Raw genomic sequence first — 21,365 nt, forward strand, 5'->3', positions numbered from 1 at the left:
TTAGGCTGCTGGCATTGCCACCGAGTGCCCGCCATGACTGCCGAACTGCTAATCGCCTTTATCGTCTTCGCCTTCGTCACCTCGGTCACCCCGGGGCCGAACAATATGATGCTGCTCGCCTCCGGGGCGAACTTCGGCCTGCGTCGCACCCTGCCGCACATGCTCGGCATCAGCCTGGGCCTTATGTTGCTGGTGCTAGCGGTCGGTTTGGGTCTCGGCCAGCTGTTCGAACAGCTGCCGCTGCTCTATAACCTGCTGCGCTACCTAGGCGCCGCCTACCTGCTGTATCTGGCCTGGAAGATCGCCCAGGCAGGCGCACCCGATAGCCGTGAGGGCGAGCGCGGCAAGCCCTTCAGTTTTCTCCAGGCCGCAGCCTTCCAGTGGGTCAATCCAAAAGCCTGGATCATGGCCATCGGCGCCATTACCACCTACACCCCACAGGACGATTTCGTGATCAATGTGCTGTGCATCGCCGCCCTGTTCGCCCTGGTCAACTGCCCGACCATGAGTGTCTGGACACTGGCCGGCAGCCTGCTGCGCAACTGGCTGGACAAGCCGCAGGTGCTGCGCGGTTTCAATATCGGCATGGCCCTGTTGCTGGTCGCCTCGCTGTACCCGATCATGGCTGACGTCAAAGGAGTCCTCTGATGGCAGAAGCAACCCAGGCGCGCCTGCGCCCACTGGCCGACACCTCGACCTCGGCGGTGGTCGCCGGTTTTATCGCCATGCTCACCGGCTATACCAGCTCGCTGGTGCTGATTTTCCAGGCCGGCCAGGCCGCCGGTCTCTCCAGCGGGCAGATTTCCTCGTGGATCTGGGCACTGTCGATCGGCATGGCGATCTGCTGCATTGGCCTGTCGCTGCGTTATCGGGCACCGGTGATGATCGCCTGGTCGACCCCCGGCGCGGCGCTGCTGATCAGCGGCCTGCCCGGCGTGCCCTACGGCGAGGCGATTGGCGCCTACATCCTCGCCTCGGGGCTGATCGTGCTGATCGGCCTGACCGGCAGCTTCGACCGCCTTATGCGCCGAATCCCAGGTTCCATCGCCGCGGCCCTGCTGGCCGGGGTGCTGTTCAAGATAGGCCTGGAGATCTGCGGAGCGGCCGAACAGCAACCCACGCTGGTGATCGCCATGCTGTTTGCTTACCTGCTCGGCAAGCGTCTGCTACCGCGCTATGCCGTACTCGCCGCGCTGCTGGTGGGCACTGTGCTGGCCGGGCTATTCGGCTTATTGGACTTCTCGGACTTCGAGTTGCAACTGGCTACGCCCGAGTGGACCACTCCGAGCTTCTCGCTTGCCGCGGCGATCAGCATCGGTATTCCGCTGTTCATCGTCGCCATGGCCTCGCAGAACCTGCCCGGCATGGCGGTGCTGCGCGCCAACGGTTATGACGTGCCCGCCTCGCCGCTGCTGAATATCACCGGCCTGATTTCGATCCTGCTGGCGCCCTTCGGCTCCCACGGCATCCACATGGCCGCCATCAGCGCCGCGATCTGCGCCGGCCCGGAAGCCCATGAAGACCCTCGCAAGCGCTACACCGCAGCAGTCTGGTGCGGGGTGTTCTATGGCATCGCCGGGATCTTCGGCGCCACCCTCGCCGCCCTGTTCGCCGCCCTGCCCAAGGCGCTGATCCTGTCGATCGCCGCCCTGGCCCTGTTCGCCTCGATCATCGGCGGCTTGACCCAGGCCATGAGCGTAGCCAAGGAGCGCGATGCCGCATTGATCACCTTCCTGGTGACGGCCTCCGGCATGAGCCTGTTCTCGGTCGGCTCGGCCTTCTGGGGCATAGTCGCCGGCCTACTGACCCTGGTAATCCTCAACTGGGGCAAGACGCCGAGCTGAGCACTGCGCCTCCACCGCACACAAGAAAGGCGCCCTTGGGCGCCTTTCAGTTTTCCAGCCTGAGCAATCAGATTGCCGTGGCGCCACCGTCAACCGCCAGCGCATGGCCGGTGGTGAACGCCGCATTATCGCAGCACAGGTAGAGCACCGCGGTGGCAATCTCCTCGACCTTGCCGATACGGCCGACCGGGTGCATGGCGGCCGCAAACTCGCCCTTCTTCGGGTCGGACTCATAGGCACGGCGGAACATGTCGGTATCGATCACCGCCGGGCACACCGCATTGACGCGGATTTTCTTCTTTGCATATTCGACCGCTGCCGACTTGGTCAGGCCAATCACCGCATGCTTAGACGCCGCGTAGATGCTCATCTTCGGCGCCGCGCCGAGACCGGCGACCGAGGCGGTGTTGACGATAGCGCCGCCGCCCTGGGCCAGCAGCAGCGGGATCTGGTGCTTCATGCACAACCACACGCCCTTGACGTTGACCCCGATGATGGCGTCGAACTCGGCTTCGTTGCCGTCTGCCAGCTTGCCCTGCTCGATCTCGATACCGGCGTTGTTGAAGGCGTAGTCCAGACGTCCGTAAGCGTCCAGAGTCGCCTCCATCAGGGCTTTGACTTGCGCTTCCTGGGTGACGTCGCAAGGCACGAACGTGGCTTCGCCACCGGCGCCACGGATCAGCTCGACAGTGCCTTGGCCGCCGTTCGCATCGACATCGGAAACCACCACTTTGAGGCCTTCGTTGGCGAACGCCAGTGCGGTAGCACGGCCGATGCCAGCGGCGCCGCCGGTGACCAGGGCAACCTGGCCGGAAAAGGTCAAACTCATCTGCGTGTCCTCGCAAGGATTGAAAGTCTGCGCAGAGTCTAGTCAGAGCAGCGCCCTACGCGGCAGCACTATTCGAAGAACAGTTTTGTCTTCATGGAAAATAATGATTAAGCACCCCAGGCCCTCATCATTCTGATGGATTAACCCCTATTCGGTTGGCTGGCTTACCTTGCCCAGCGCACCGCAAAGGGCTATCACCATGGTTTCCGCTCAGTGAGTACCGACCATGACTGCCACGCTCAACCGTCAATTCCTGCTCGCCCAACGCCCTGTCGGCCTGCCCAGCCGCGAGACCTTCAGCTATGTCGAAACACCGGTCGGCGAGCCGGGCCCAGGACAGATCCTGGTGAAGAACGCCTACCTGTCGCTCGACCCCGCCATGCGCGGCTGGATGAACGATGCCCGTTCCTATATCCCGCCGGTCGGCCTCGGCGAGGTGATGCGCGCCCTCGGCGTCGGTGAGGTGATCGCCTCGCAGCACCCGGATTTCGCCGTGGGCGACCACGTTAACGGCGCCCTCGGCGTACAGGACTACTTTCTCGGCGAGCCCAAGGGCTTCTACAAGGTCGACGCCAAGCGCGCCCCGCTGCCGCTGTACCTGTCGGCACTGGGCATGACCGGGATGACCGCCTACTTCGCCCTGCTCGACGTCGGCGCGCCCAAGGCCGGTGAAACCGTGGTGATCTCCGGCGCCGCCGGTGCGGTCGGCAGCGTCGCCGGGCAGATCGCCAAGCTCAAGGGCTGCCGCGTGGTCGGCATCGCCGGCGGCGCCGACAAGTGCAAGCTGCTGATCGACGAACTGGGTTTCGACGGTGCCATCGACTACAAGAACGAGGACCTGCACGCCGCCCTCAAGCGCGAGTGCCCGAAAGGTGTGGATGTGTATTTCGACAACGTCGGTGGCGACATCCTCAATACCGTGCTGACCCGCATCAACTTCAAGGCACGGGTGGTGATCTGCGGCGCCATCAGCCAATACAACAGCAAGGAAGCGATCAAGGGTCCGGCCAATTACATGCAGCTGCTGATCAACAGCGCGCGCATGGAAGGCATGGTGGTCATGACCTACGCCTCACGCTTCGCCGAGGCAGCGCAGGAAATGGGCGGCTGGTTGGCCAGCGGCCAGCTGAAGTCCAAGGAAGACATAGTCGAGGGTCTGCAGACCTTCCCGGAAACCCTGCTCAAGCTGTTCAGCGGGGAGAACTTCGGCAAACTGGTACTGAAAGTCAGCTAAAAGACCGACGCCCAGCCTAGGCAACTCGCAGCCACTGCTAGGCTGGGCCAGCGGTGCGGGCCACGATCCGGCAGCGCCAGCGCTCCAGGCCGCCGCGTAACCCAGCACAGCGGCATTAGTCACAAAGCTGTAGCTGGGTTTCGCTGCGCTCTACGCCAGCCTACGCCGGACTCGTCTCCAGCGCTTCCCGTTTGATCGGCCGCCAGCGCCGCAACAGCAGATACAGGGTCGGAATCACCAACAGGGTGAAGAAGGTGCCGACCAGCAACCCGCCGACTATCACCAGACCGATCTGCTGACGACTCTGCGCGCCGGCGCCGCTGGCTATCGCCAAGGGCAACGAGCCCAGGACCATGGCTCCGGTGGTCATCAGGATCGGCCGCAACCGCTGCACCGAGGCCTGCAACACAGCCTGGTGCAACTCCACACCGCGGCGCTGCATCTGATTGGCGAACTCGACGATGAGAATGCCGTGCTTGGTGATCAGGCCGATCAGCGTCACCAGACCGACCTGCGAATAGATGTTCAGGGTGCCGCCGAACAACGTCAGGGCAAGCAAGGCGCCGGCCATCGACAAGGGCACGCTGAACAGAATGATCAAGGGGTCGCTGAAGCTCTCGAACTGCGCCGCCAGCACCAGAAAGATGAAGGCCAGCGCCAGGACGAAGATCAGCGCGATGCCGCTGCTGGATTCCTTGAACTCGCGCGAGGTGCCGGTGTAGTCGAACTGGGTATCGGCCGGGAACACCTCGCCGGCCGCGCTCTGCAGGTGGTCGAGGGCCTCACCGAGGGTGTAACCGGCGCCGACGTTGGCACTCAGGGTCACCGCGCGCAGTTGGTTGAAGTGGTTGAGTTCGCGCGGCGCCACCGTCTCCCGCACCTCGATCAGGTTGGACAGTTGCACCATGCCGCCGTCGCGGCCGCGCACATAGACGCGATCGAGGTCCGCCGGGTTGCTGCGGTCGACATCGGCCAGCTGCACCAGCACGTCGTACTGCTCGCCATGCCGCTTGAAGCGGGTCACCTGGCGGCTGCCGAACAGGCTTTCCAGGCTGCGGCCGATGGTCGCCACGTCGCTGCCAACCGCCACCACCTGCTCGCGATTGAGCGCCACTTTGAGCTGCGGGGTATTCAGCTTGAGGTCGCTGTCCAGACTCTCCAGCCCCGGATAGTCACGCACCCGGTCGAGCAGTTGCTCGACCAGCTGTTCCAGCTCGACATACTCCAGCGAGGAGCGGATCACCAGGTTGACCGGCTGATTGCGCGCACTCTGTCCCAGCGGCGGGCGGTTGACCGGGAAGGCGCGAATACCGGGGATGTCCTGCAGCTTGGGCAACAGCTCCTGACGAATCTCGAACTGACTACGCCGGCGCAGCGCCCAGTCCTCCAGCTTCATGAAGGAGATGCCCTGGGTCACCGTGGGAAACCCGGTCACCACCACGTAGCGATTGGTCTCGGCCAGCGTGTCGTACACCGCCTCGATCTGCCGCGCGTAGCGGCTGGTGTAATCGATGGTGGCGCCATCGGGGGCATTGAACACGCCGATGATGGTGCCGGTGTCCTCGGTCGGCGCCAGCTCCGACTTGAGCCCGCCGAACAGCCCGACGCAGGCCAGCAGCACGGCCAGCAACAGCGCGACGATCAGCCACCAGCGCTGCAGCACCCAGGCCAGCAATTCCTGATAGTGCTGGGTCAGCTTGTGCAGAACGTCTTCGATCAGGTTGTAGGCGCGGTTGTGCCGAGCGTCCGGCTGGTGCGCCTTGAGCAGCAGCGCGCACATCATCGGCGACAGGCTCAGGGCGACGAAGCCGGACACCAGCACGGCGCCGGCCAGAGTCCAGGCGAACTCGGTGAACAGTTTGCCGGTGGCACCGGGCATGAAGCCGATCGGCGCGTAGACCGCGACCAGGGTCAGGGTCATGGCGACCACCGCGAAGGCGATTTCGCGGCTGCCGCTGAACGCCGCCTGCAGTGGCGTCATGCCGGCCTCGATATGCCGGTGGATGTTCTCCAGCATGACGATCGCATCGTCCACCACCAGGCCAATCGCCAACACCATGGCCAGCAGCGTCAGGGTATTGATGGAAAAGCCCATCAGCGCCATCAGGGCGAACGCACCGATCAGCGAGACCGGAATGGTCATCAGCGGAATCAGGGTGGCGCGCAACGAGCGCAGGAACAGGAAGATGATCAGGATGACCAGCGCCACCGCCTCCCAGATGGTGGTGTAGACGTTGGCGATCGACTCGCGGATGAACAGCGAGTTGTCGTGCGCGACCGCCACCTGCATGCCCTCGGGGAGCAGCGCGCGCACATCCGCCAGCGCCGCATTGAGGCCATCGGAAATATCCAGCGGATTGGCCGTGGCCTGCTTGACCATGCCGATGACCACTGCCGGGCGGCCGTTGTAGCGCACCACGCTGCGCGTGCTGGCGGGCGCGACTTCGGCATGGCCGACGTCGGCCAGGCGCAGCAGGTAACCCTGCGAGTCGTCGAGAATCAACTGATCGAACTCCTCCGCGCTACGCAGATCAGTTTCCGAGAGCAGACTGAACTCGCGCTGCGAGGATTCGATGCGCCCGGCCGGAATCTCCACGTTCTGCCGGCGCAGCGCATCCTCGACGTCCTGCACCGTGAGGCCATGGGCGGCGAGTTGTTCCGGGTCCAGCCAGATGCGCATGGCCGGGCTGCGCCCGCCGCGGATCTGCACCTCGGAAACCCCGGGAATGACCTGCAGGCGGTCCTTGACCAGGCGTTCGAGCAGGTCGGTGATTTCCATCGCCGAGTGACGCTCGCTGAAGAACGCCAGGAAGACCACCGGCTGGGCATCGGCCTCGACTTTCTGCACGATGGGCTCGTCGATCTCGTCCGGCAGCAGCCCGCGCACTCGGCCGAGGCGGTCGCGCACGTCATTGGCCGCCTCGTCGGCGTCGCTGCCGAGACGGAACTGCGCGGTGACCTGGGTGTTTTCCGAGCGACTGATGGAGCTGACGAAGTCCAACCCCTCGATGCCCGAGAGCACATCCTCGACCGGCTGCGCGATCTGCGACTCCATGATCTCCGGGCTGGCGCCCGGGTAGCCGACGTTGACCGTGACGATTGGCACGTCGATGTTCGGGTACTCGCGCACCGTCAGGCGTTGATAGGCCATCAGGCCGAGCAGCACCAGCAGCAGTGACAGCACACTGGCGAACACCGGGCGGCGGATACAGACATCCGAGAGGGTCACACACCCTCCTCGGCACGCCGGGTGCGCACCGCCATGCCCGGCCTGACCTTCTGCCAGCCGGCACTGATCAGGGTCTCGTCGCCGCTCAGCCCCTCACGCACTTCGACGCGTCCGCGCAGACGCCGGCCCAGCTTGATTTCGCGCTGCACCACCTTGCCGTCGATCACCAGGTTGACCAGCAAGCGCTCGCCCAGCGGCATCACCGCCTCCTCCGGGATCACCAACGCCTGCGGGCGTTCGGCGAGGATCACGCTGACCCGCACGAACTGCCCGGGCTTGAGCCGCAGCTCAGGATTGGCCAGCCGCGCGCGGATCGCCTGGCTGCGGCCGACCTCGTCCAGGCGCGGATTAATGGCGCTGATCTCGCCGCGAAACACCTCGTCGGGATAGCTATCCAGGCGGATCTCGATGGGTTGGTGCAGGCGAATCTGGCCGACGGCCTTCTGCGCCACGCGGAAGTCGACCTTGAGGGGGTCGAGCACCTCCAGGTTGACGATGTCCTGACCGGCGTCCAGGTAATCGCCGACACTGACCTGACGCAAACCGAGCACGCCGTCGTGGGGCGCCTTGAGCTGGGTCTTGTCCAGCCGCGCCTGGGACAAGGCCAGGCTGGCCCTCGCAGCCTGCTGCAGGGACTGTGCCTCGTCCAGCGCCTGGGCATTGCTGGCACCGCGCTGGAACAACAGCTGCGCACGGCGGAAGCTCTTTTCCGCCAGATCCAGGTTGGCCCGTGCCTGGGCCAGTTCGGCGCGGGCGATGGCACCATCCAGGCTGACCAGCAGGTCGCCCGCCTTGACCGCCTGCCCCTCGCGAAAATGCAGGGCGGCCAGCCGCCCCTCGATCTCGGGACGCAGCATGACCGACTCGTCGGAGCGCAATGAGCCGAAGGTCACCAGCTCATCGCGCACCAACATGGTCTGTACCGCGACGACCTCGACCAGCGGCCCCTCGACCGTCTGCGCCTGGGTCAACCCGCTCGCGAGCAGCACCAGTGCGGTGGCCAAACAGCGCGTCAGAGTGCCCATACTCAACCTCATTCAGCTAGAGGTTGAGTCTAGGAGCCTGTCGGACTTAACGCTGCCCTACTGCGGAAAAACCGGCCGTACCACAGCGAAGCGCTGCGCCAGTTGCTTCCCTTGCGATTAGGGCGCTTGGCTTACTGACGCATGCCTCTGCCGCTGACCAGCAAGCGAATGCACAGGCTATACAGCAGTGCCATGGCCACCAGCATGAAGCCGATGGCCACACCGATGCCGATATCCGAGACACCGAGGATGCCGTAGCGAAAGGCATTGACCATGTGCAGCACCGGGTTGGCCAGCGACACCGTCTGCCAGAACGGCGGCAGCAGCGCGATCGAGTAGAACACCCCGCCCAGGTAGGTCAGCGGCGTCAGGACGAAGGTCGGGATGATCGAAATATCATCGAAGTTGCGCGCGAACACCGCATTGACGAAACCGCCCAGGGAGAAAATCGTCGCGGTCATCAGCACCACCAGCACGGTCACGCCCAGGTGATGCACCTGCAGCTTGGTGAAGAACAGCGACAACAGGGTGACGATCAGACCCACCGCCAAGCCGCGCAACACTCCGCCGGCGGTATAGCCCAACAGAATGATGTGCGGCGACACCGGCGACACCATCAGCTCCTCGACCGAACGCTGGAACTTGCTGCCGAAGAAGCTCGACACCACGTTGCCGTAGGAGTTGGTGATCACCGACATCATGATCAGCCCCGGCACGATGTACTCCATGTAACTGAAGCCGCCCATGTCGCCGATCTGCCGCCCGATCAGATTGCCGAAGATGACGAAGTACAACACCATGGTGATCGCCGGCGGCAGCAGGGTTTGCGGCCAGATGCGGGTGAAGCGGCGGATCTCCCGGTAGACGATGGTGCGCAGCGCCACCATGTTGGCGGCGAACTCGCTATTCAGATACGTCGTACTCATATCGCCTCCTTGGCCAGGTTCTTCTCGACCAGGGAGACGAACAACTCTTCCAGGCGATTGGTCTTGTTGCGCAGGCTCAGCACCTCGATGTGCTGCTGGCCCAGCTGGCGAAACAGCTCGGTCACGCCCTGGGTCTTCTCCACCTGCACCTCCAGGGTGTGGTGATCGAGCAGCTGCGACGGATAACCCACCAGTTGCGGTGGCACCAGCAGCGACTCCTTCAAGTCGAGCAGGAAGGTCTCCACGTGCAGCTTCTTCAGCAGCTCGCGCATACTGGTGTTCTCGACGATGCGACCGTGGTCGATGATGCCGATGTTGCGGCACAGCTGCTCGGCCTCTTCCAGGTAATGGGTGGTGAGAATAATGGTGATGCCCTGCTGGTTCAGTTCGGTGAGAAAACTCCACATCGAACGGCGCAGCTCGATATCCACCCCAGCGGTGGGTTCATCGAGAATCAACAGACGCGGCTGATGCACCAGGGCGCGGGCGATCATCAGGCGCCGCTTCATGCCGCCGGAGAGCTCGCGCGAAGGCACATTGCGCTTGTCCCACAGGCCCAGCTGTTCGAGGTACTGCTCGGCTCGCGCCTTGGCGATCTTCCCCGGAATGCCGTAATAACCGGCCTGGGTGACGACTATGTCGAACACCTTCTCGAACTGGTTGAAGTTGAACTCCTGCGGCACCACGCCGATGCAGCGCTTGAGCGCGGACGGCTGCTGGTCCAGGTCATGGCCGAACACGTTGACCATGCCACTGGTCTTGTTCACCAGGGTCGAGAGGATGCCGATGGTGGTGGACTTGCCGGCGCCATTCGGGCCGAGCAACGCAAAGAAATCGCCTTCGGCCACATCCAGGTCGATGCCATGCAACGCCTGGAAGCCGTTAGCGTAAGTCTTGGTTAACTGCCGGATAGACAGAGCTGAACTCATAAGGGGGCACGCACGCAGGAAGGATTAGATTAGATAAGGTCGGACTCGGGCAAATGCAATCGCTGGTTTCAAGTGAGCGGCGTCATCACGCCGCGGCGGTATGCCGGCCTATCGCGAAGTCGCTGGTACCAGGCGGCCAGATGCGGGAGCTCGGGACGCACGATCGGCATTTCGAACCAGGCGTAGGCAATACACCCCAGCGGGATATCGCCCATGGCGAACGCCTCACCGGAAAGATAGGGGCGGCTGGCCAGCACCTTCTCGGGTATCGCCAACAGCTCGACGCAGCGCTCGAGGGCACCGGCCATCAGCCTGTGGTCGCGTTGTTCGGGCGGGGTGCGCACAGTGCCGACGAACACATCGCTGAAAGGATCGATCAGGCAAGAGGAGACCCAGTCCATCCATTGCTCGCTTGCAGCGCGCTGCACAGCAGACTCCGGGTAGAGACTGCCAGGCGCATAGCGGGCCGCCAGGTAACGCACGATGGCATTGGACTCCCAGAGCACCAAGTCGTCGTCCTCGATCATCGGGATCAGGCCATTGGGGTTCTTCGCCCGATACTGCGCATCATGCACTAGACCGAAGGCACCGCCGGCGTTGATCGACTGATAGGCCACACCGGCTTCTTCGGCGCACCACAGCACCTTGCGTACGTTGGTTGAATTCTGCCGTCCCCAAATTTTCAACATGCGTTCTCGCTCCTCAGTCAATCGTTTGCCAGCGTGCGTGCAGAGTTCAGCACAGGCCGCAAAGCTAGGCACCCTACCACTGTGAATTCAAGAAGAAAGACACGAATACTGATGTTAACTATCGACCGCCTGCATGCTGAGCGCTTCGCTCTGGTAGATCGCCGGCGCTAAACGGCGACGCCGCATCAAGCCAACACCCGCCGCACATCCGGTTCGCTTCAGCCTGAGCCGAGGGACGGAGTCTATGAGTCCGCCTACTGAACACTGGTTTTGCACATAGCAGGAGATTCACGGACAGGCGCTGGCCGGACGCGGGCATAGCAGACTAGGGCTGGCTCGACGGGCGAACCGCTCGCTTAGCTCGATGCGCCGCCAGCGGCCGCCTCGGCGTGCAGATCGCCACCGGCGAATGCCGAGCCGGCCTCGAACAGGTGCGGGTAACATCGCTGCAGATGGGCAAAGAAGAATCGCTCCGGCAGGTCGGCAAACTGGCCATGATCGGCGAGGTATTCCATATAGCGCTCACCCTGCTGGTTGAACGCATGGAACACGCTGTCGTTATGGCCATCGAACTCCAGTGGCGCCACCTTGAATACTTGGCACAAGGCCCGATTGAACGCCGGAGTGGCCTTGACCCAGCGCCCATCCAGGTAAAATTCGGTATAGCCGTGCATGGCGAATACCTCACTGCGTAACAGCTCCAACAGGCGTGGTGTGGCCAGGTGGTTGCGCACATCGGCCAGGCCGATCCGCGCGGGAATCCCGCAATGTCGTGCGCAGGCCGCCAGCAGCGTGGCTTTGGGTACGCAGTAGCTTTCGCCGTGCAGTAGCGCGTGGCTGCCTTTCAAGGTTTGCGGATCGCGACTGAATACATAAGGGTTGTAGCGGATGCCATCGCGCACCGCGTAATACAGTCGGACGGCCTGCTCGCGAGGGTCGCGTGACGGACCACGCGCTTGCTCGGCGAACTCAAGCAGTGCAGGGTGGTCACTATCGATGAAGCGACCGGGTTCCAGGTATTCGCGCATCAGCAGTGCTCCGTGGCTAGACTGTCAGTCTAGCCACGACAATTGCGCCTATGTCACGACGATCCGGCCAAGTTAACCGCCCTTGTCGCCATCTTATTGTCGGCTACGCTCACGACGGTCGCGCCCACCGCGCCGTCATCATGGAGGATTCTGCATGCTCGCTGTCTGGTTGATCGTACTGGTGCTCGGCACGACCTATCTGGCTCACCGCCGCACCGCGCCGCTTACCGCCCTGGCCATGGTGGCGGGTTACCTGTTCGTCATGGGCCTGTTCAGTCATACGCCGGGCTGGTTATTGGTCGTGTTCTGGCTGCTGTGGCTGGGCGTGGCATTGCCCCTGGCGCTGCCAGAGCAGCGTCGCAAACTGTTCAGTGCACCGCTGTTCGACTGGTTCCAGCGCGTGCTGCCGCCGATGTCCGACACCGAACGCGATGCCATCGAAGCCGGCACCGTATGGTGGGACGGCGAATTATTCAGCGGCCGACCGAACTGGGACAAACTGCTCGCCTACCCCAAGGCCAAGCTCAGCGAAGAGGAACAAGCCTTTCTCGACGGCCCGACCGAAGAGCTCTGCGCCATGGTCAGTGACTGGGAGATCGGCCAGCAGATGGACTTGCCAGCCAAAGCCTGGGAACACATCAAGCAGCACGGTTTCTTCGCCCTGATCATTCCCAAGGAATACGGCGGCAAGGGTTTTTCCGCCTACGCCCACTCCCAGGTGGCGATGAAGCTGGCCACCCGCAGCGGCGACCTGGCCTCCACCGTGATGGTCCCCAACTCCCTCGGCCCCGCTGAACTGCTGCTGCACTACGGCACCGACGAACAGCGCCAACATTACCTGCCACGCCTGGCATCTGGGGAAGACATCCCCTGCTTCGCCCTCACGGGGCCGCTGGCCGGCTCCGATGCCGGCGCCATGCCGGACACCGGCATCGTCTGCAAGGGTCAATGGCAGGGCCAGGAAGTACTCGGCCTGCGCCTGACCTGGGAGAAGCGCTACATCACCCTCGGCCCAGTCGCCACCCTGCTCGGCCTGGCCTTCAAGGCCTATGACCCCGACCACCTGCTCGGCGAGGAGGAAGACCTCGGCATCAGCCTGGCCCTGGTGCCCACCGACACCCCCGGGGTGGAAATCGGTCGTCGTCATCTGCCGCTCGGCGCCGCCTTCATGAATGGCCCGAACGCCGGCAAGGACGTGTTCATTCCCCTGGATTTCCTGATCGGCGGCCAGGACATGCTCGGCAAGGGCTGGATGATGCTGATGAACTGCCTGTCGGTCGGCCGCTCGATCTCGCTGCCCGCAGTCGGCACCGGTGCGGCCAAATTCACCAGCCTGGTCACCGGCCAGTACAGCCAGGTGCGCGAACAATTCAACGTGCCGCTGGCGGCCTTCGAAGGCATCCAGGAAGCGCTCGCGCGCATCGGCGGCAACGCCTGGCTGATGGACAGCGCGCGCATTCTCACCGCCAACGCGGTGGACCTCGGCGAAAAACCCTCGGTTCTCTCGGCAGTCCTCAAGTATCACCTGACCGAGCGCGGCCGCGAGTGCATCCAACATGCCATGGACGTGCATGGCGGCAAGGGCATCATCATGGGCCCGAATAACTACCTGGGCCGCTCCTGGCAAGGCGCGCCGATCTTCATCACCGTGGAAGGGGCGAATATCCTCTCGCGCAACCTGATGATCTTCGGCCAGGGTGCTATTCGCTGCCATCCCTATGTACTCAAGGAAATGGCCCTGGCCGGCCGCGAAGATCACGACCAGGCGCTGCTCGAGTTCGACCAGCTGCTGCTGCAACACATCGGCTTTACCGTGAGCAACGCCGCCAGCAGCTTGATCCTCAGCCTGAGCCTCGGCCGCTTCGGTCAGGCCCCGGGTGACAACCTCAGTCAGCCGTATTTCCGCGCACTGAATCGCCTGGCCGCAGCCTTTGCCATGCTCGCCGACTTCAGCATGATGCTGCTGGGTGGCGACCTGAAGCGCCGTGAACGCTTGTCGGCGCGACTCGGCGATGCTCTCAGCCACCTTTACCTGGCCTCGGCGGCGCTCAAGCGCTACCACGACCTGGACTATCCGGAGCATTCGCGGCCACTGCTGCGCTGGGCCCTGGAAGAGAGTCTGGCGCTGGCCGAAAAGGCACTGGACGAGCTGCTCAACAACTTCCCTAATCGCCTGATGGGCGGCGCCCTGCGCGTACTGGTATTCCCCCTCGGTCGCCGACACAGAGGCCCGAGCGATGAGCTGGATGCACAGGTTGCGGAAATTATCGGGCGCAACAGCGGCGATCCGGCCCTGGAAGAAATACTCGCCGGCTGCTACCGCCCACAGGCGGAAAAAGACCCAGTGGGCGCCTTGCAACAGGCGATGAACCTGCTGGAAAGCACCCAGCCCATTCGGAAAAAACTGCAGCAGGCACTCAAAGACAATCAGGTTCAGGCGTCACCCGGACAAAGCCCGCTCGACGCAGCGGTCAGCGCCGGTGCTTTGACCGCAGAGGAAGCACAGAGCCTGCAACAGGCCGAAGTGGCCCGCCGCGCAGTGATCGACGTCGACGACTTTGCCAAGGACGAGTTGAAACTCAGCCGCGGCAAAGTCCGCTAGCAGGACAGAGGGCGCGCAGAGCCTTATACTCTCGCGCCCGTTTTACTTAGATTGAGAGCTTTTGCCATGGCCAGCGCCCACCTCGACCACCACCTCGCCCTGCTCGCTCACCTGCGCGGCATTCTGGTTGCCCTGGGGGAAGCCGAGCAGATACTCGACAGCAGCCACTCACTGTTTCTCGAGCGTTTCGATGAACTGGTCGAGGAGTTGCCTCGCGACCCAGAAGCCAGCCTGTACCTGGGCCAAGAGCTGATCAGCCAGATTTTCCACCGCTACCCGCAGATTGCTCACTTGGTCCCGCGCGACCTGCTGTGGTTCTTCGGTGGCGACTGCCTGCACTTCATGCCAGATGAAGAGATCGAGCTGTTCCAGCGCCTGGAAGAACGCCGTTTCGAAGCGCAGCAGAACGACGAACCCTTCGACTGGAACCAGGAAAAACAGCTACTGGCGCTGCCGCCGGAAAGCAGCAAGCATTAAGCACCTGTCGCTCACTGCGCTACCCTCATAAACGCCCGCAAAGCATCACCGGCGGGCCTTTTGGGCAGAAAAGCACCAGACACAAAAAAGCCGCTCAGTGAGCGGCTTTTTTGTTTATTTGGAGCGGGAAACGAGACTCGAACTCGCGACCCCGACCTTGGCAAGGTCGTGCTCTACCAACTGAGCTATTCCCGCATTTACAACATGTTGCTTACAACAATAATGGCGTCCCCTAGGGGACTCGAACCCCTGTTACCGCCGTGAAAGGGCGGTGTCCTAGGCCACTAGACGAAGGGGACCTGGAACTTTTTTGTCGAAGCGCAGCCAGCGCATTCGATCTAAACACCGCTCAGCGAGCGATGTCTGAAACTTGGAGCGGGAAACGAGACTCGAACTCGCGACCCCGACCTTGGCAAGGTCGTGCTCTACCAACTGAGCTATTCCCGCAATTACAGCCCACCCCGATTAAGAAGTGGCGTCCCCTAGGGGACTCGAACCCCTGTTACCGCCGTGAAAGGGCGGTGTCCTAGGCCACTAGACGAAGGGGACGCAGCCCGGAACTTATTACAGACTTTCCGGCTTCTAGCGCGCAGCCATCAGGCATTGCGTTATGAAGTGGCGCGCATTCTATGGAGCCTTTTGGGGATCGTCAACCTCTCTATAATTTTTTTTTAAAATCAACGACTTCAATCCTTTACGTGACGCTGCACTATGAGCCTCGCGGCTAAGGCACTACACTCGGTCGAAAATTCGAGAGGCTGAAACGATGTCCCCACTCGTGATTACCCTGCTGATTGTCGGCGGCATTGTCATTCTGATTACGATCGCCTACATCAATCACATGGTCGAGAACAATAAGCTGGAAAAGTCTCGCCTCAAGGCCGAGCTGAATGATCGCATCCGCCGCTGCGCCACGCTTTCCGAAGCCTTGCCCGGGCAGCTGATGACGCCGCCACTGAAACTCCTGCTGAGCCGCCTGCAACTGGACTTCAGCGAGCGCTTGCAACAGGTCGATAAAGGCGATCGCGACAATAAGGCACGCCTCACCGAACTCCAGCAGCTGATCGCCCAGGGCGAGTCGATCCCCGTACGCAACCCGCCTCAGCCCATCGCCACCGAAGCCAAGGCCAAAGAGGTGCGCTTCCAGCTGGAAAACCTGCACGGACAGATCACCCGCTCGGCTCAGGATGGCATCCTGCCAGCCAACGAAGCGAAATCCTGGATCAACGAGATACGCCACCTATTGGCACAGTTGCATATCGAATTCTTCAGCTCGCTCGGCCAGCAGGCGCTGCAACAGAATCAACCGGGTCAGGCTCGCCTGGCCTTCGAGCGAGGCGTGCAGTACCTGCGCAAGCAATCCGACCCGGCACGCTACCAAGCTCCGCTGCAGACGTTCGAACAGCAACTGGCCCGTGCCAACGCCCTGGTTCTGGAAACCTCCAAGCCCAACCCGGAACAGGAAAGCGAGCTGAATGAAGGCCTGAAATCCCTTGAGGGCGACGAGGACTGGAAGAAAAACAATATCTATGACTGAGACCCAAGCGCTTTCGCCGCCTGCAGCACAGCCCTCAACCAGATAAGGATATTCGATGAGCCTGACAGTTTATGGCGCCCCGCTTTCGCCTTTCGTGCGCAAGTTGCGCCTGTGCTTGGCGGAGAAAGGCCTGGACTACCAACTGGAAATCGTTCTGCCCTTTGGTCAGCCTGCCTGGTACCGCGAACTCAACCCGCTGGGCCGCATCCCCGCCTTCAAGGATGGCGATTTCGACCTGGCCGACTCCAGCGTGATCTGCCAATACCTGGAAGACAAACACCCCGAGCGCCTCAGCCTGCTGGGGCAAACCGCCGAACAGCGGGCCCGGGTACGCTGGCTGGAAAAGTATGCCGACTATGAGCTGGCGCCCCTGAGCACCTTCACAGTATTCCGCAACCGCGCGCTCAAACCGAGCATGGGCCGTCCCTGCGATGAAGCCGCAGTGCAGACGGCCCTGATGAGCGAAAAACTGCCGCCGCACTTCGACTACCTGGAACAGTGCCTGGGTGACGCCGACTACTTCGTCGGCGACAGCTTGAGCCTCGCGGACCTGGCGTTCGCCTGCCAGATGGTCAATATGGAGCACGGCGACGAGCAGCTGGATGCGCAGCGCTGGCCAAACCTGGCGGCCCTGTACGCACGCATCAAGGCCCGCCCCTCGATGCAGGCGATACTGCCGGACGAACAGAAAATACTCGCCAAGATGAGCGCTTCGGCCTAACCAGGAACAGTGAGAAGCCCCGGCACACCGGGGCTTCTCATGCAACTCGGCTCAGCAGTCGCTTAGCCGCAAAAACACCTCGACCAGGCACTCTATCCCGGCCTGATCCACCTCAGTGAAACGCGCCAATCGTGGGCTGTCCAAATCCAGCACGCCGATCAGTTGCCCAGCCTTCAGCAGGGGAATGACCAATTCGCTATTGGATGCGCTGTCACAGGCGATATGCCCGCTAAACGCGTGCACGTCATCTACTCGTTGAGTTCGCCGAGTGGCCGCCGCTACGCCGCAGACACCACGACCGAAGGGAATCCGCACACAGGCCACCTTGCCCTGAAACGGGCCCAGCACCAGCTCATCGCCGCGCTGCAGATAGAAACCCGCCCAATTAAGCTCAGCCAGTTCCTGAAACACAAAGGCAGAAAATTGCGCCGCATTGGCAATGAAGTCACGCTCCCCGGATAGCAAGGACTCCAACTGCGCAGCCAATAACGCATAGCCCTCCAGGCCGGCGGCAATCTGCTTGAAATCATTCATGCTTGGTTCTCCAACAGTTGCAGCCCCACCCACTGGCGGGCGAACTGATAGGCACAGCGACCATTACGGTTGCCGCGACCCAGCGCCCAGCGTATCGCCACCTTCTCCAGCTCTTCACTCCACTGCCAAGGCAACTGGGCTTGCGCCGCCTGCACCTCAATCCAGTGCCGCACCACGTCCAGGAAGTGTTCCTGGGTGAACGGGTAGAAGGACAGCCAGAGCCCAAAACGGTCGGACAGCGCGATCTTGTCCTCCACCGCTTCGCTCGGGTGCAGTTCGCCGTCGATCCTCTGCCAGTGTTCGTTATCGCTGTGTTTTTCCGGTACCAGATGCCGGCGATTAGAGGTGGCGTATAGCAAGACATTCTCCGGCGCGCGCTCCAGCGAGCCATCCAGTACGCTTTTCAGCACCCGGTAATCGCCCTCGCCTGCCTCGAAGGACAGGTCATCGCAGAACAGCACGAAATTCTGCGGCAAGCTGGCCAGCAGCTCGACGACCCGCGGCAAATCGGCCAGATGATCACGCTCGATCTCGATCAAACGCAGCCCAGCCGCAGCATGCTCGGCCAACAACGCACGCACCAGCGAGGACTTGCCCGTGCCGCGCGCCCCCCAGAGCAAGGCATGATTCGCCGGCAGGCCTTGCACGAATTGCCGGGTATTGCGCGCCAACTGATCGCGCTGGGTGTCCACCCCGATCAAATCGCTCAGACTCAAATCGAGACTGATGTTCAACGGCTGCAAATAACCACCGCGCCCCTCGCGGTGCCAACGGGCGGCCAGGCTCTGCTGCCAGTCGATATCATTGCGTTTGGCAGGCAGTAGCGGCTCGAGGCGCGTCAGCACGCTCTCGGCACGCAGTAAAAAAGCATTTAAACGGGAGTCCATTATCGGTTCCTTGCTATTGAGCCCTGCTACACCCAATTGCCGTCAGGCGCAGCAGATGGGCTATGCTTTGCAGGCGAACGGACACGAGATAAGCCCGCCTTATGGATATAGCGCTCACCCAACGCCTGTCATTCAAACAGGCCGGCTGGACCGTGCTGGTGGCGTTTACCCTCGGCATGGCTTTCAGCGCGCTTCAAGTCGGCATCGATTATGCCAGTGAAGATGCCTCCATCAACCGCGAGATTCGCGCGCTGATGGAGATCAGCCACAATCCGGCCGCGCGCATCGCCTACAACATTGACGCCGAACTGGCCCAGGAACTGGTTCGCGGCCTACTGCGCTCGCCTGCAGTGATCAGCGCCCAGATCCTCGACAACAACAGCAGCACAGCCCTGGCCAGCGTCAGTCGCCCTCCCAGCGAAAGCCCCTACCGGCTGCTCAGCGACTTTCTGTTCGGCAAGCAACGACAGTTCGAAACAGCCTTGTTCGTCAGCCACGCCCCAGAAGAGGCGCTCGGCCTGCTGCGCCTGGAAGTCGACACTTACGCGTTCGGCAGCCACTTTCTACGCCGCTCGCTACTCACCCTGCTGGCGGGCTTCGCTCGCAGCTTGCTGCTTTCGCTGATCCTCCTGGTGCTGTTCTATTTCATGCTGACCAAGCCGCTGATCGAGGTCATCCGCGCGCTCAGTACACGCGACCTGCACAGCCCCAATCACCACAGACTGCCCTGCCCACCCGGCCATGAGCGCGACGAGATCGGCACGCTGGTCGACGTCACCAACCAACAACTCTCCAGCATCGCCACGGAAATACAACAGCGTCACCATGCAGAGGACCGCCTGACCCAGTACCTGGGGGAGCTGGAAAATATAGTCTCGGCACGCACCACCGAGCTGGAAACCACCAACGCACAGTTGACCGAGTCCAACCAGCAGCTCGAACAGGCGCGACGTACCGCCCTGCAAATGGCCCAGGCCCGCTCGACATTTCTGGCCAACATGAGCCATGAAATCCGCACACCACTCAACGGCCTGCTCGGCATGCTTTCGCTGTCCCTCGACGGCCCACTGAACGGCGAGCAACGCCAGCAGCTGTCGATTGCCCACGACTCTGGAAAAGTTCTAGTCGAACTGCTCAATGACATTCTCGACTTGTCGAAATTCGAGGCTGGGCAGCTGGAGCTTGAGAACATCCCCTTCGACCTCGGCACATTGGTCGAAGACACCGCCAACCTGCTCTCGCAGAATGCGGCAGCGAGCGTCGAACTGACCTGCTTCATCGACTCACAGCTGCCGGCCCAAGTAATCGGCGACCCGACCCGAGTCCGCCAGGTAGTCAGCAACCTGCTATCCAATGCCTTGAAATTCACCCGATTCGGCCGCGTAGACATCCGCATCAGCGCCAGCCAGACCGGCGTCCAGATACTCGTGCGCGACACGGGTATCGGCATCGCCGAGGACGCCCAGGCGCGCATCTTCCAACCCTTCGCCCAAGCCGACGCCGGCATCAACCGTCAGTTCGGTGGCACCGGTCTGGGCTTGGCACTGACCCGAAGACTCTGCGAAGCCATGCACGGCCAGCTCAGCCTGAAATCCAAGGACGGCTTCGGCTCGCAGTTCTGCGTCGAACTGCCGCTACCCGGCCACAGCCCTGCGGTGACTTTTCCAACCCCGGCGCTAACCGGACGAGTGGTGGCACTCAGCGCCCCCAACTCAGGCCTGCATGAGCAACTCAGCAACCTATTGCCTAACTGGGGGCTGGACTATCGGCGCCTGGACGCCGATGCCCGCCCCACCGAGATGGTCGCAGACCTGCTGATCAGCGACGATCCGGAGTGCCTGCCCAGCCTGCGTCAGGCGTGCCAGGTGCCGTTTCTGCTGATCAGCGCTTATGGCAGTTTCTTTCCCAGTGAACAGATACAGACGCTGGAGCCTGTCGAACAGCTGGCTCGCCCCTTGTCGCGCCAGGTTTTGCTCCAGGCACTACGCCGCAGCTTGGGACAGCCCGCACACAGCCTCCCCGTACCGACCGACACAGAGCAGTGGGTCAATAGGCAAATGCGCATACTCTTGGTCGAAGATAACCAGGTCAACCAACTGGTCGCCAGAGGCATGCTCGGGAAACTCGGTTGCGAGGTGCTACTGGCCAACCACGGTGCAGAAGCCCTGAGTCAGCTGGAACTGCACGAGGTTGACCTGGTACTGATGGACTGCAACATGCCGGTGATGGATGGTTATGAAGCCAGTCGGCGCATTCGCCGGGGCGGACGCTACCCTGAACTGCCGATCATCGCACTGACAGCCAATGCCCTACCGGACGAACGCGAGCGCTGCCGCGCCGCCGGCATGAACGATTACCTGGCCAAACCCTTTCGCCGGGAGGAGCTAGCCGCCCTGCTCGACCAGTGGCTACCCACTAGCGTAGCGCCATAAACCGCTGCAACAGCTCCCCGACATGGCTGCGCAGCTCTGCCAGCTCATCCAGATCGACACCGTGCTCGCACAGCAGCTGACTCCGCAAAGGTTGCACCCGCTCACGCAACTCGCTGCCCGCCTCGGTCAACAACGGATGGACTTCGCGCTCGTCCTCGCTCGAGCGCTGACGCACCAACATGCCCAGCTGTTCCAGGCGCTTGAGCAGCGGAGTCAAGGTGCCGGAGTCGAGCATCAAGCGTTCCCCCAGCGCCTTGACCGTTGGCTGCAATGGCGGCGCTGCCTGCCACTCCCACAGCACCAGCATCACCAGATACTGCGGGTAGGTCAGGTTTAACTGATCGAGCATAGGTTTGTACGCGCGAATAACTGCCCGCGATGTCGCATACAGCTTGAAGCACAGCTGGTTATCCAGCAGCAAAGCAGCATCCAGCATGACAGG

At 62.4% G+C, this 21,365-nt stretch carries 18 protein-coding genes and 4 tRNA genes; 8 read left to right on the forward strand and 14 right to left on the reverse strand.

The window, feature by feature from the left end; all coding sequences use genetic code 11:
• Positions 1 to 33: 33 nt before the first annotated feature.
• Together FBY03_RS19905 and FBY03_RS19910 are read left to right on the forward strand one after the other, a co-directional pair.
• On the forward strand, positions 34 to 648 hold the full coding sequence (locus FBY03_RS19905) for a LysE family translocator (protein WP_147174089.1): 615 nt from the start codon (positions 34 to 36) through the stop codon (positions 646 to 648).
• Positions 648 to 1,844 (forward strand): benzoate/H(+) symporter BenE family transporter, encoded by a 1,197-nt coding sequence (locus tag FBY03_RS19910; protein WP_147174090.1) that lies wholly within the window; start codon positions 648 to 650, stop codon positions 1,842 to 1,844. The genes FBY03_RS19905 and FBY03_RS19910 overlap by 1 nt, the downstream gene beginning before the upstream one ends.
• 67 nt (positions 1,845 to 1,911) lie before the next feature.
• Here FBY03_RS19910 and FBY03_RS19915 read toward each other — a convergent pair whose 3' ends face one another.
• Positions 1,912 to 2,673, reverse strand: coding sequence for an SDR family oxidoreductase (locus tag FBY03_RS19915; protein WP_147174091.1), 762 nt, complete (start codon positions 2,671 to 2,673; stop codon positions 1,912 to 1,914).
• A 226-nt stretch (positions 2,674 to 2,899) separates the two neighbouring features.
• Between FBY03_RS19915 and FBY03_RS19920 the strand changes: the two genes are divergently transcribed.
• On the forward strand, positions 2,900 to 3,907 hold the full coding sequence (locus FBY03_RS19920; RefSeq protein ID WP_147174092.1) for an NADP-dependent oxidoreductase: 1,008 nt from the start codon (positions 2,900 to 2,902) through the stop codon (positions 3,905 to 3,907).
• A gap of 160 nt (positions 3,908 to 4,067) precedes the next feature.
• Here the strand turns inward: FBY03_RS19920 and FBY03_RS19925 are convergent, their stop codons facing one another.
• From FBY03_RS19925 to FBY03_RS19950, 6 genes are all read right to left on the reverse strand, one after another.
• The gene (locus FBY03_RS19925) at positions 4,068 to 7,136 is read right to left on the reverse strand and encodes an efflux RND transporter permease subunit (RefSeq protein ID WP_147174093.1); all 3,069 of its coding nucleotides are present in this window, start codon (positions 7,134 to 7,136) and stop codon (positions 4,068 to 4,070) included.
• Positions 7,133 to 8,161: an efflux RND transporter periplasmic adaptor subunit gene (locus FBY03_RS19930; protein WP_147174094.1), complete on the reverse strand. Its 1,029-nt coding sequence runs from the start codon at positions 8,159 to 8,161 to the stop codon at positions 7,133 to 7,135. Before FBY03_RS19930 ends, FBY03_RS19925 begins: the two co-directional genes overlap by 4 nt.
• A 131-nt stretch (positions 8,162 to 8,292) precedes the next feature.
• Positions 8,293 to 9,072 (reverse strand): ABC transporter permease, encoded by a 780-nt coding sequence (locus FBY03_RS19935; RefSeq protein WP_147174114.1) that lies wholly within the window; start codon positions 9,070 to 9,072, stop codon positions 8,293 to 8,295.
• 11 nt (positions 9,073 to 9,083) lie between these two features.
• On the reverse strand, positions 9,084 to 10,016 hold the full coding sequence (locus tag FBY03_RS19940; RefSeq protein ID WP_147174095.1) for an ABC transporter ATP-binding protein: 933 nt from the start codon (positions 10,014 to 10,016) through the stop codon (positions 9,084 to 9,086).
• Positions 10,017 to 10,084: 68 nt separating this feature from the next.
• Positions 10,085 to 10,705, reverse strand: coding sequence for a glutathione S-transferase family protein (locus tag FBY03_RS19945; protein WP_147174096.1), 621 nt, complete (start codon positions 10,703 to 10,705; stop codon positions 10,085 to 10,087).
• Between the two features lie 356 nt (positions 10,706 to 11,061).
• On the reverse strand, positions 11,062 to 11,733 hold the full coding sequence (locus FBY03_RS19950) for a transglutaminase family protein (protein ID WP_147174097.1): 672 nt from the start codon (positions 11,731 to 11,733) through the stop codon (positions 11,062 to 11,064).
• Between the two features lie 154 nt (positions 11,734 to 11,887).
• On the opposite strand from FBY03_RS19950, the gene FBY03_RS19955 reads away from it, so the two are divergent.
• Both FBY03_RS19955 and FBY03_RS19960 read left to right on the forward strand, forming a co-directional pair.
• Positions 11,888 to 14,335, forward strand: a complete 2,448-nt coding sequence (locus tag FBY03_RS19955; RefSeq protein ID WP_147174098.1) for an acyl-CoA dehydrogenase — start codon at positions 11,888 to 11,890, stop codon at positions 14,333 to 14,335.
• Between the two features lie 66 nt (positions 14,336 to 14,401).
• On the forward strand, positions 14,402 to 14,812 hold the full coding sequence (locus tag FBY03_RS19960) for a PA2817 family protein (protein WP_147174099.1): 411 nt from the start codon (positions 14,402 to 14,404) through the stop codon (positions 14,810 to 14,812).
• A gap of 119 nt (positions 14,813 to 14,931) precedes the next feature.
• Here FBY03_RS19960 and FBY03_RS19965 read toward each other — a convergent pair.
• The 4 genes from FBY03_RS19965 to FBY03_RS19980 all read right to left on the reverse strand — a co-directional run bounded on the left by FBY03_RS19965 (position 14,932) and on the right by FBY03_RS19980 (position 15,361).
• A tRNA-Gly gene (locus FBY03_RS19965) sits at positions 14,932 to 15,007 on the reverse strand.
• 28 nt (positions 15,008 to 15,035) lie between these two features.
• A tRNA-Glu gene (locus FBY03_RS19970) sits at positions 15,036 to 15,111 on the reverse strand.
• 72 nt (positions 15,112 to 15,183) lie between these two features.
• Positions 15,184 to 15,259: transfer RNA gene (locus tag FBY03_RS19975), tRNA-Gly, on the reverse strand.
• A 26-nt stretch (positions 15,260 to 15,285) separates the two neighbouring features.
• Positions 15,286 to 15,361: transfer RNA gene (locus FBY03_RS19980), tRNA-Glu, on the reverse strand.
• A gap of 217 nt (positions 15,362 to 15,578) precedes the next feature.
• On the opposite strand from FBY03_RS19980, the gene FBY03_RS19985 reads away from it, so the two are divergent.
• Both FBY03_RS19985 and FBY03_RS19990 read left to right on the forward strand, forming a co-directional pair.
• Entirely contained in the window at positions 15,579 to 16,349 is a 771-nt protein-coding gene (locus tag FBY03_RS19985) for a hypothetical protein (protein ID WP_147174100.1), read from the forward strand.
• 55 nt (positions 16,350 to 16,404) lie between these two features.
• Positions 16,405 to 17,070, forward strand: coding sequence for a glutathione S-transferase family protein (locus FBY03_RS19990; protein WP_147174101.1), 666 nt, complete (start codon positions 16,405 to 16,407; stop codon positions 17,068 to 17,070).
• Between the two features lie 51 nt (positions 17,071 to 17,121).
• On the opposite strand, the gene FBY03_RS19995 is transcribed toward FBY03_RS19990, so the two are convergent.
• Together FBY03_RS19995 and FBY03_RS20000 are read right to left on the reverse strand one after the other, a co-directional pair.
• Positions 17,122 to 17,604, reverse strand: coding sequence for a GAF domain-containing protein (locus FBY03_RS19995; RefSeq protein WP_147174102.1), 483 nt, complete (start codon positions 17,602 to 17,604; stop codon positions 17,122 to 17,124).
• Positions 17,601 to 18,491: an ATP-binding protein gene (locus FBY03_RS20000; RefSeq protein WP_147174103.1), complete on the reverse strand. Its 891-nt coding sequence runs from the start codon at positions 18,489 to 18,491 to the stop codon at positions 17,601 to 17,603. Before FBY03_RS20000 ends, FBY03_RS19995 begins: the two co-directional genes overlap by 4 nt.
• Before the next feature lie 101 nt (positions 18,492 to 18,592).
• Between FBY03_RS20000 and FBY03_RS20005 the strand changes: the two genes are divergently transcribed.
• The gene (locus FBY03_RS20005) at positions 18,593 to 20,923 is read left to right on the forward strand and encodes an ATP-binding protein (RefSeq protein WP_147174104.1); all 2,331 of its coding nucleotides are present in this window, start codon (positions 18,593 to 18,595) and stop codon (positions 20,921 to 20,923) included.
• On the opposite strand, the gene FBY03_RS20010 is transcribed toward FBY03_RS20005, so the two are convergent.
• A complete protein-coding gene (locus tag FBY03_RS20010; protein ID WP_147174115.1) occupies positions 20,907 to 21,359 on the reverse strand; it encodes a MarR family winged helix-turn-helix transcriptional regulator in 453 nt (150 codons plus the stop codon). The two genes, FBY03_RS20005 and FBY03_RS20010, sit on opposite strands and share 17 nt — an antisense overlap.
• Between the last annotated feature and the right edge of the window lie 6 nt (positions 21,360 to 21,365).

Source organism: Pseudomonas sp. SJZ079, assembly GCF_007993865.1.
GTDB lineage: Bacteria > Pseudomonadota > Gammaproteobacteria > Pseudomonadales > Pseudomonadaceae > Aquipseudomonas.

Bases quoted from the DNA above. Each gene is read 5' to 3' on its own strand.
- FBY03_RS19920 (WP_147174092.1), top strand. From the start codon at position 2,900: ATGACTGCCACGCTCAACCGTCAATTCCTGCTCGCCCAACGCCCTGTC.
- FBY03_RS19985 (WP_147174100.1), top strand. From the start codon at position 15,579: ATGTCCCCACTCGTGATTACCCTGCTGATTGTCGGCGGCATTGTCATT.
- FBY03_RS19915 (WP_147174091.1), bottom strand. From the start codon at position 2,673: ATGAGTTTGACCTTTTCCGGCCAGGTTGCCCTGGTCACCGGCGGCGCC.
- FBY03_RS19930 (WP_147174094.1), bottom strand. From the start codon at position 8,161: ATGGGCACTCTGACGCGCTGTTTGGCCACCGCACTGGTGCTGCTCGCG.
- FBY03_RS19955 (WP_147174098.1), top strand. From the start codon at position 11,888: ATGCTCGCTGTCTGGTTGATCGTACTGGTGCTCGGCACGACCTATCTG.
- FBY03_RS19905 (WP_147174089.1), top strand. From the start codon at position 34: ATGACTGCCGAACTGCTAATCGCCTTTATCGTCTTCGCCTTCGTCACC.
- FBY03_RS19940 (WP_147174095.1), bottom strand. From the start codon at position 10,016: ATGAGTTCAGCTCTGTCTATCCGGCAGTTAACCAAGACTTACGCTAAC.
- FBY03_RS19910 (WP_147174090.1), top strand. From the start codon at position 648: ATGGCAGAAGCAACCCAGGCGCGCCTGCGCCCACTGGCCGACACCTCG.
- FBY03_RS20000 (WP_147174103.1), bottom strand. From the start codon at position 18,491: ATGGACTCCCGTTTAAATGCTTTTTTACTGCGTGCCGAGAGCGTGCTG.
- FBY03_RS19995 (WP_147174102.1), bottom strand. From the start codon at position 17,604: ATGAATGATTTCAAGCAGATTGCCGCCGGCCTGGAGGGCTATGCGTTA.
- FBY03_RS19960 (WP_147174099.1), top strand. From the start codon at position 14,402: ATGGCCAGCGCCCACCTCGACCACCACCTCGCCCTGCTCGCTCACCTG.
- FBY03_RS19950 (WP_147174097.1), bottom strand. From the start codon at position 11,733: ATGCGCGAATACCTGGAACCCGGTCGCTTCATCGATAGTGACCACCCT.
- FBY03_RS19945 (WP_147174096.1), bottom strand. From the start codon at position 10,705: ATGTTGAAAATTTGGGGACGGCAGAATTCAACCAACGTACGCAAGGTG.
- FBY03_RS20005 (WP_147174104.1), top strand. From the start codon at position 18,593: ATGGATATAGCGCTCACCCAACGCCTGTCATTCAAACAGGCCGGCTGG.
- FBY03_RS19990 (WP_147174101.1), top strand. From the start codon at position 16,405: ATGAGCCTGACAGTTTATGGCGCCCCGCTTTCGCCTTTCGTGCGCAAG.
- FBY03_RS20010 (WP_147174115.1), bottom strand. From the start codon at position 21,359: ATGCTGGATGCTGCTTTGCTGCTGGATAACCAGCTGTGCTTCAAGCTG.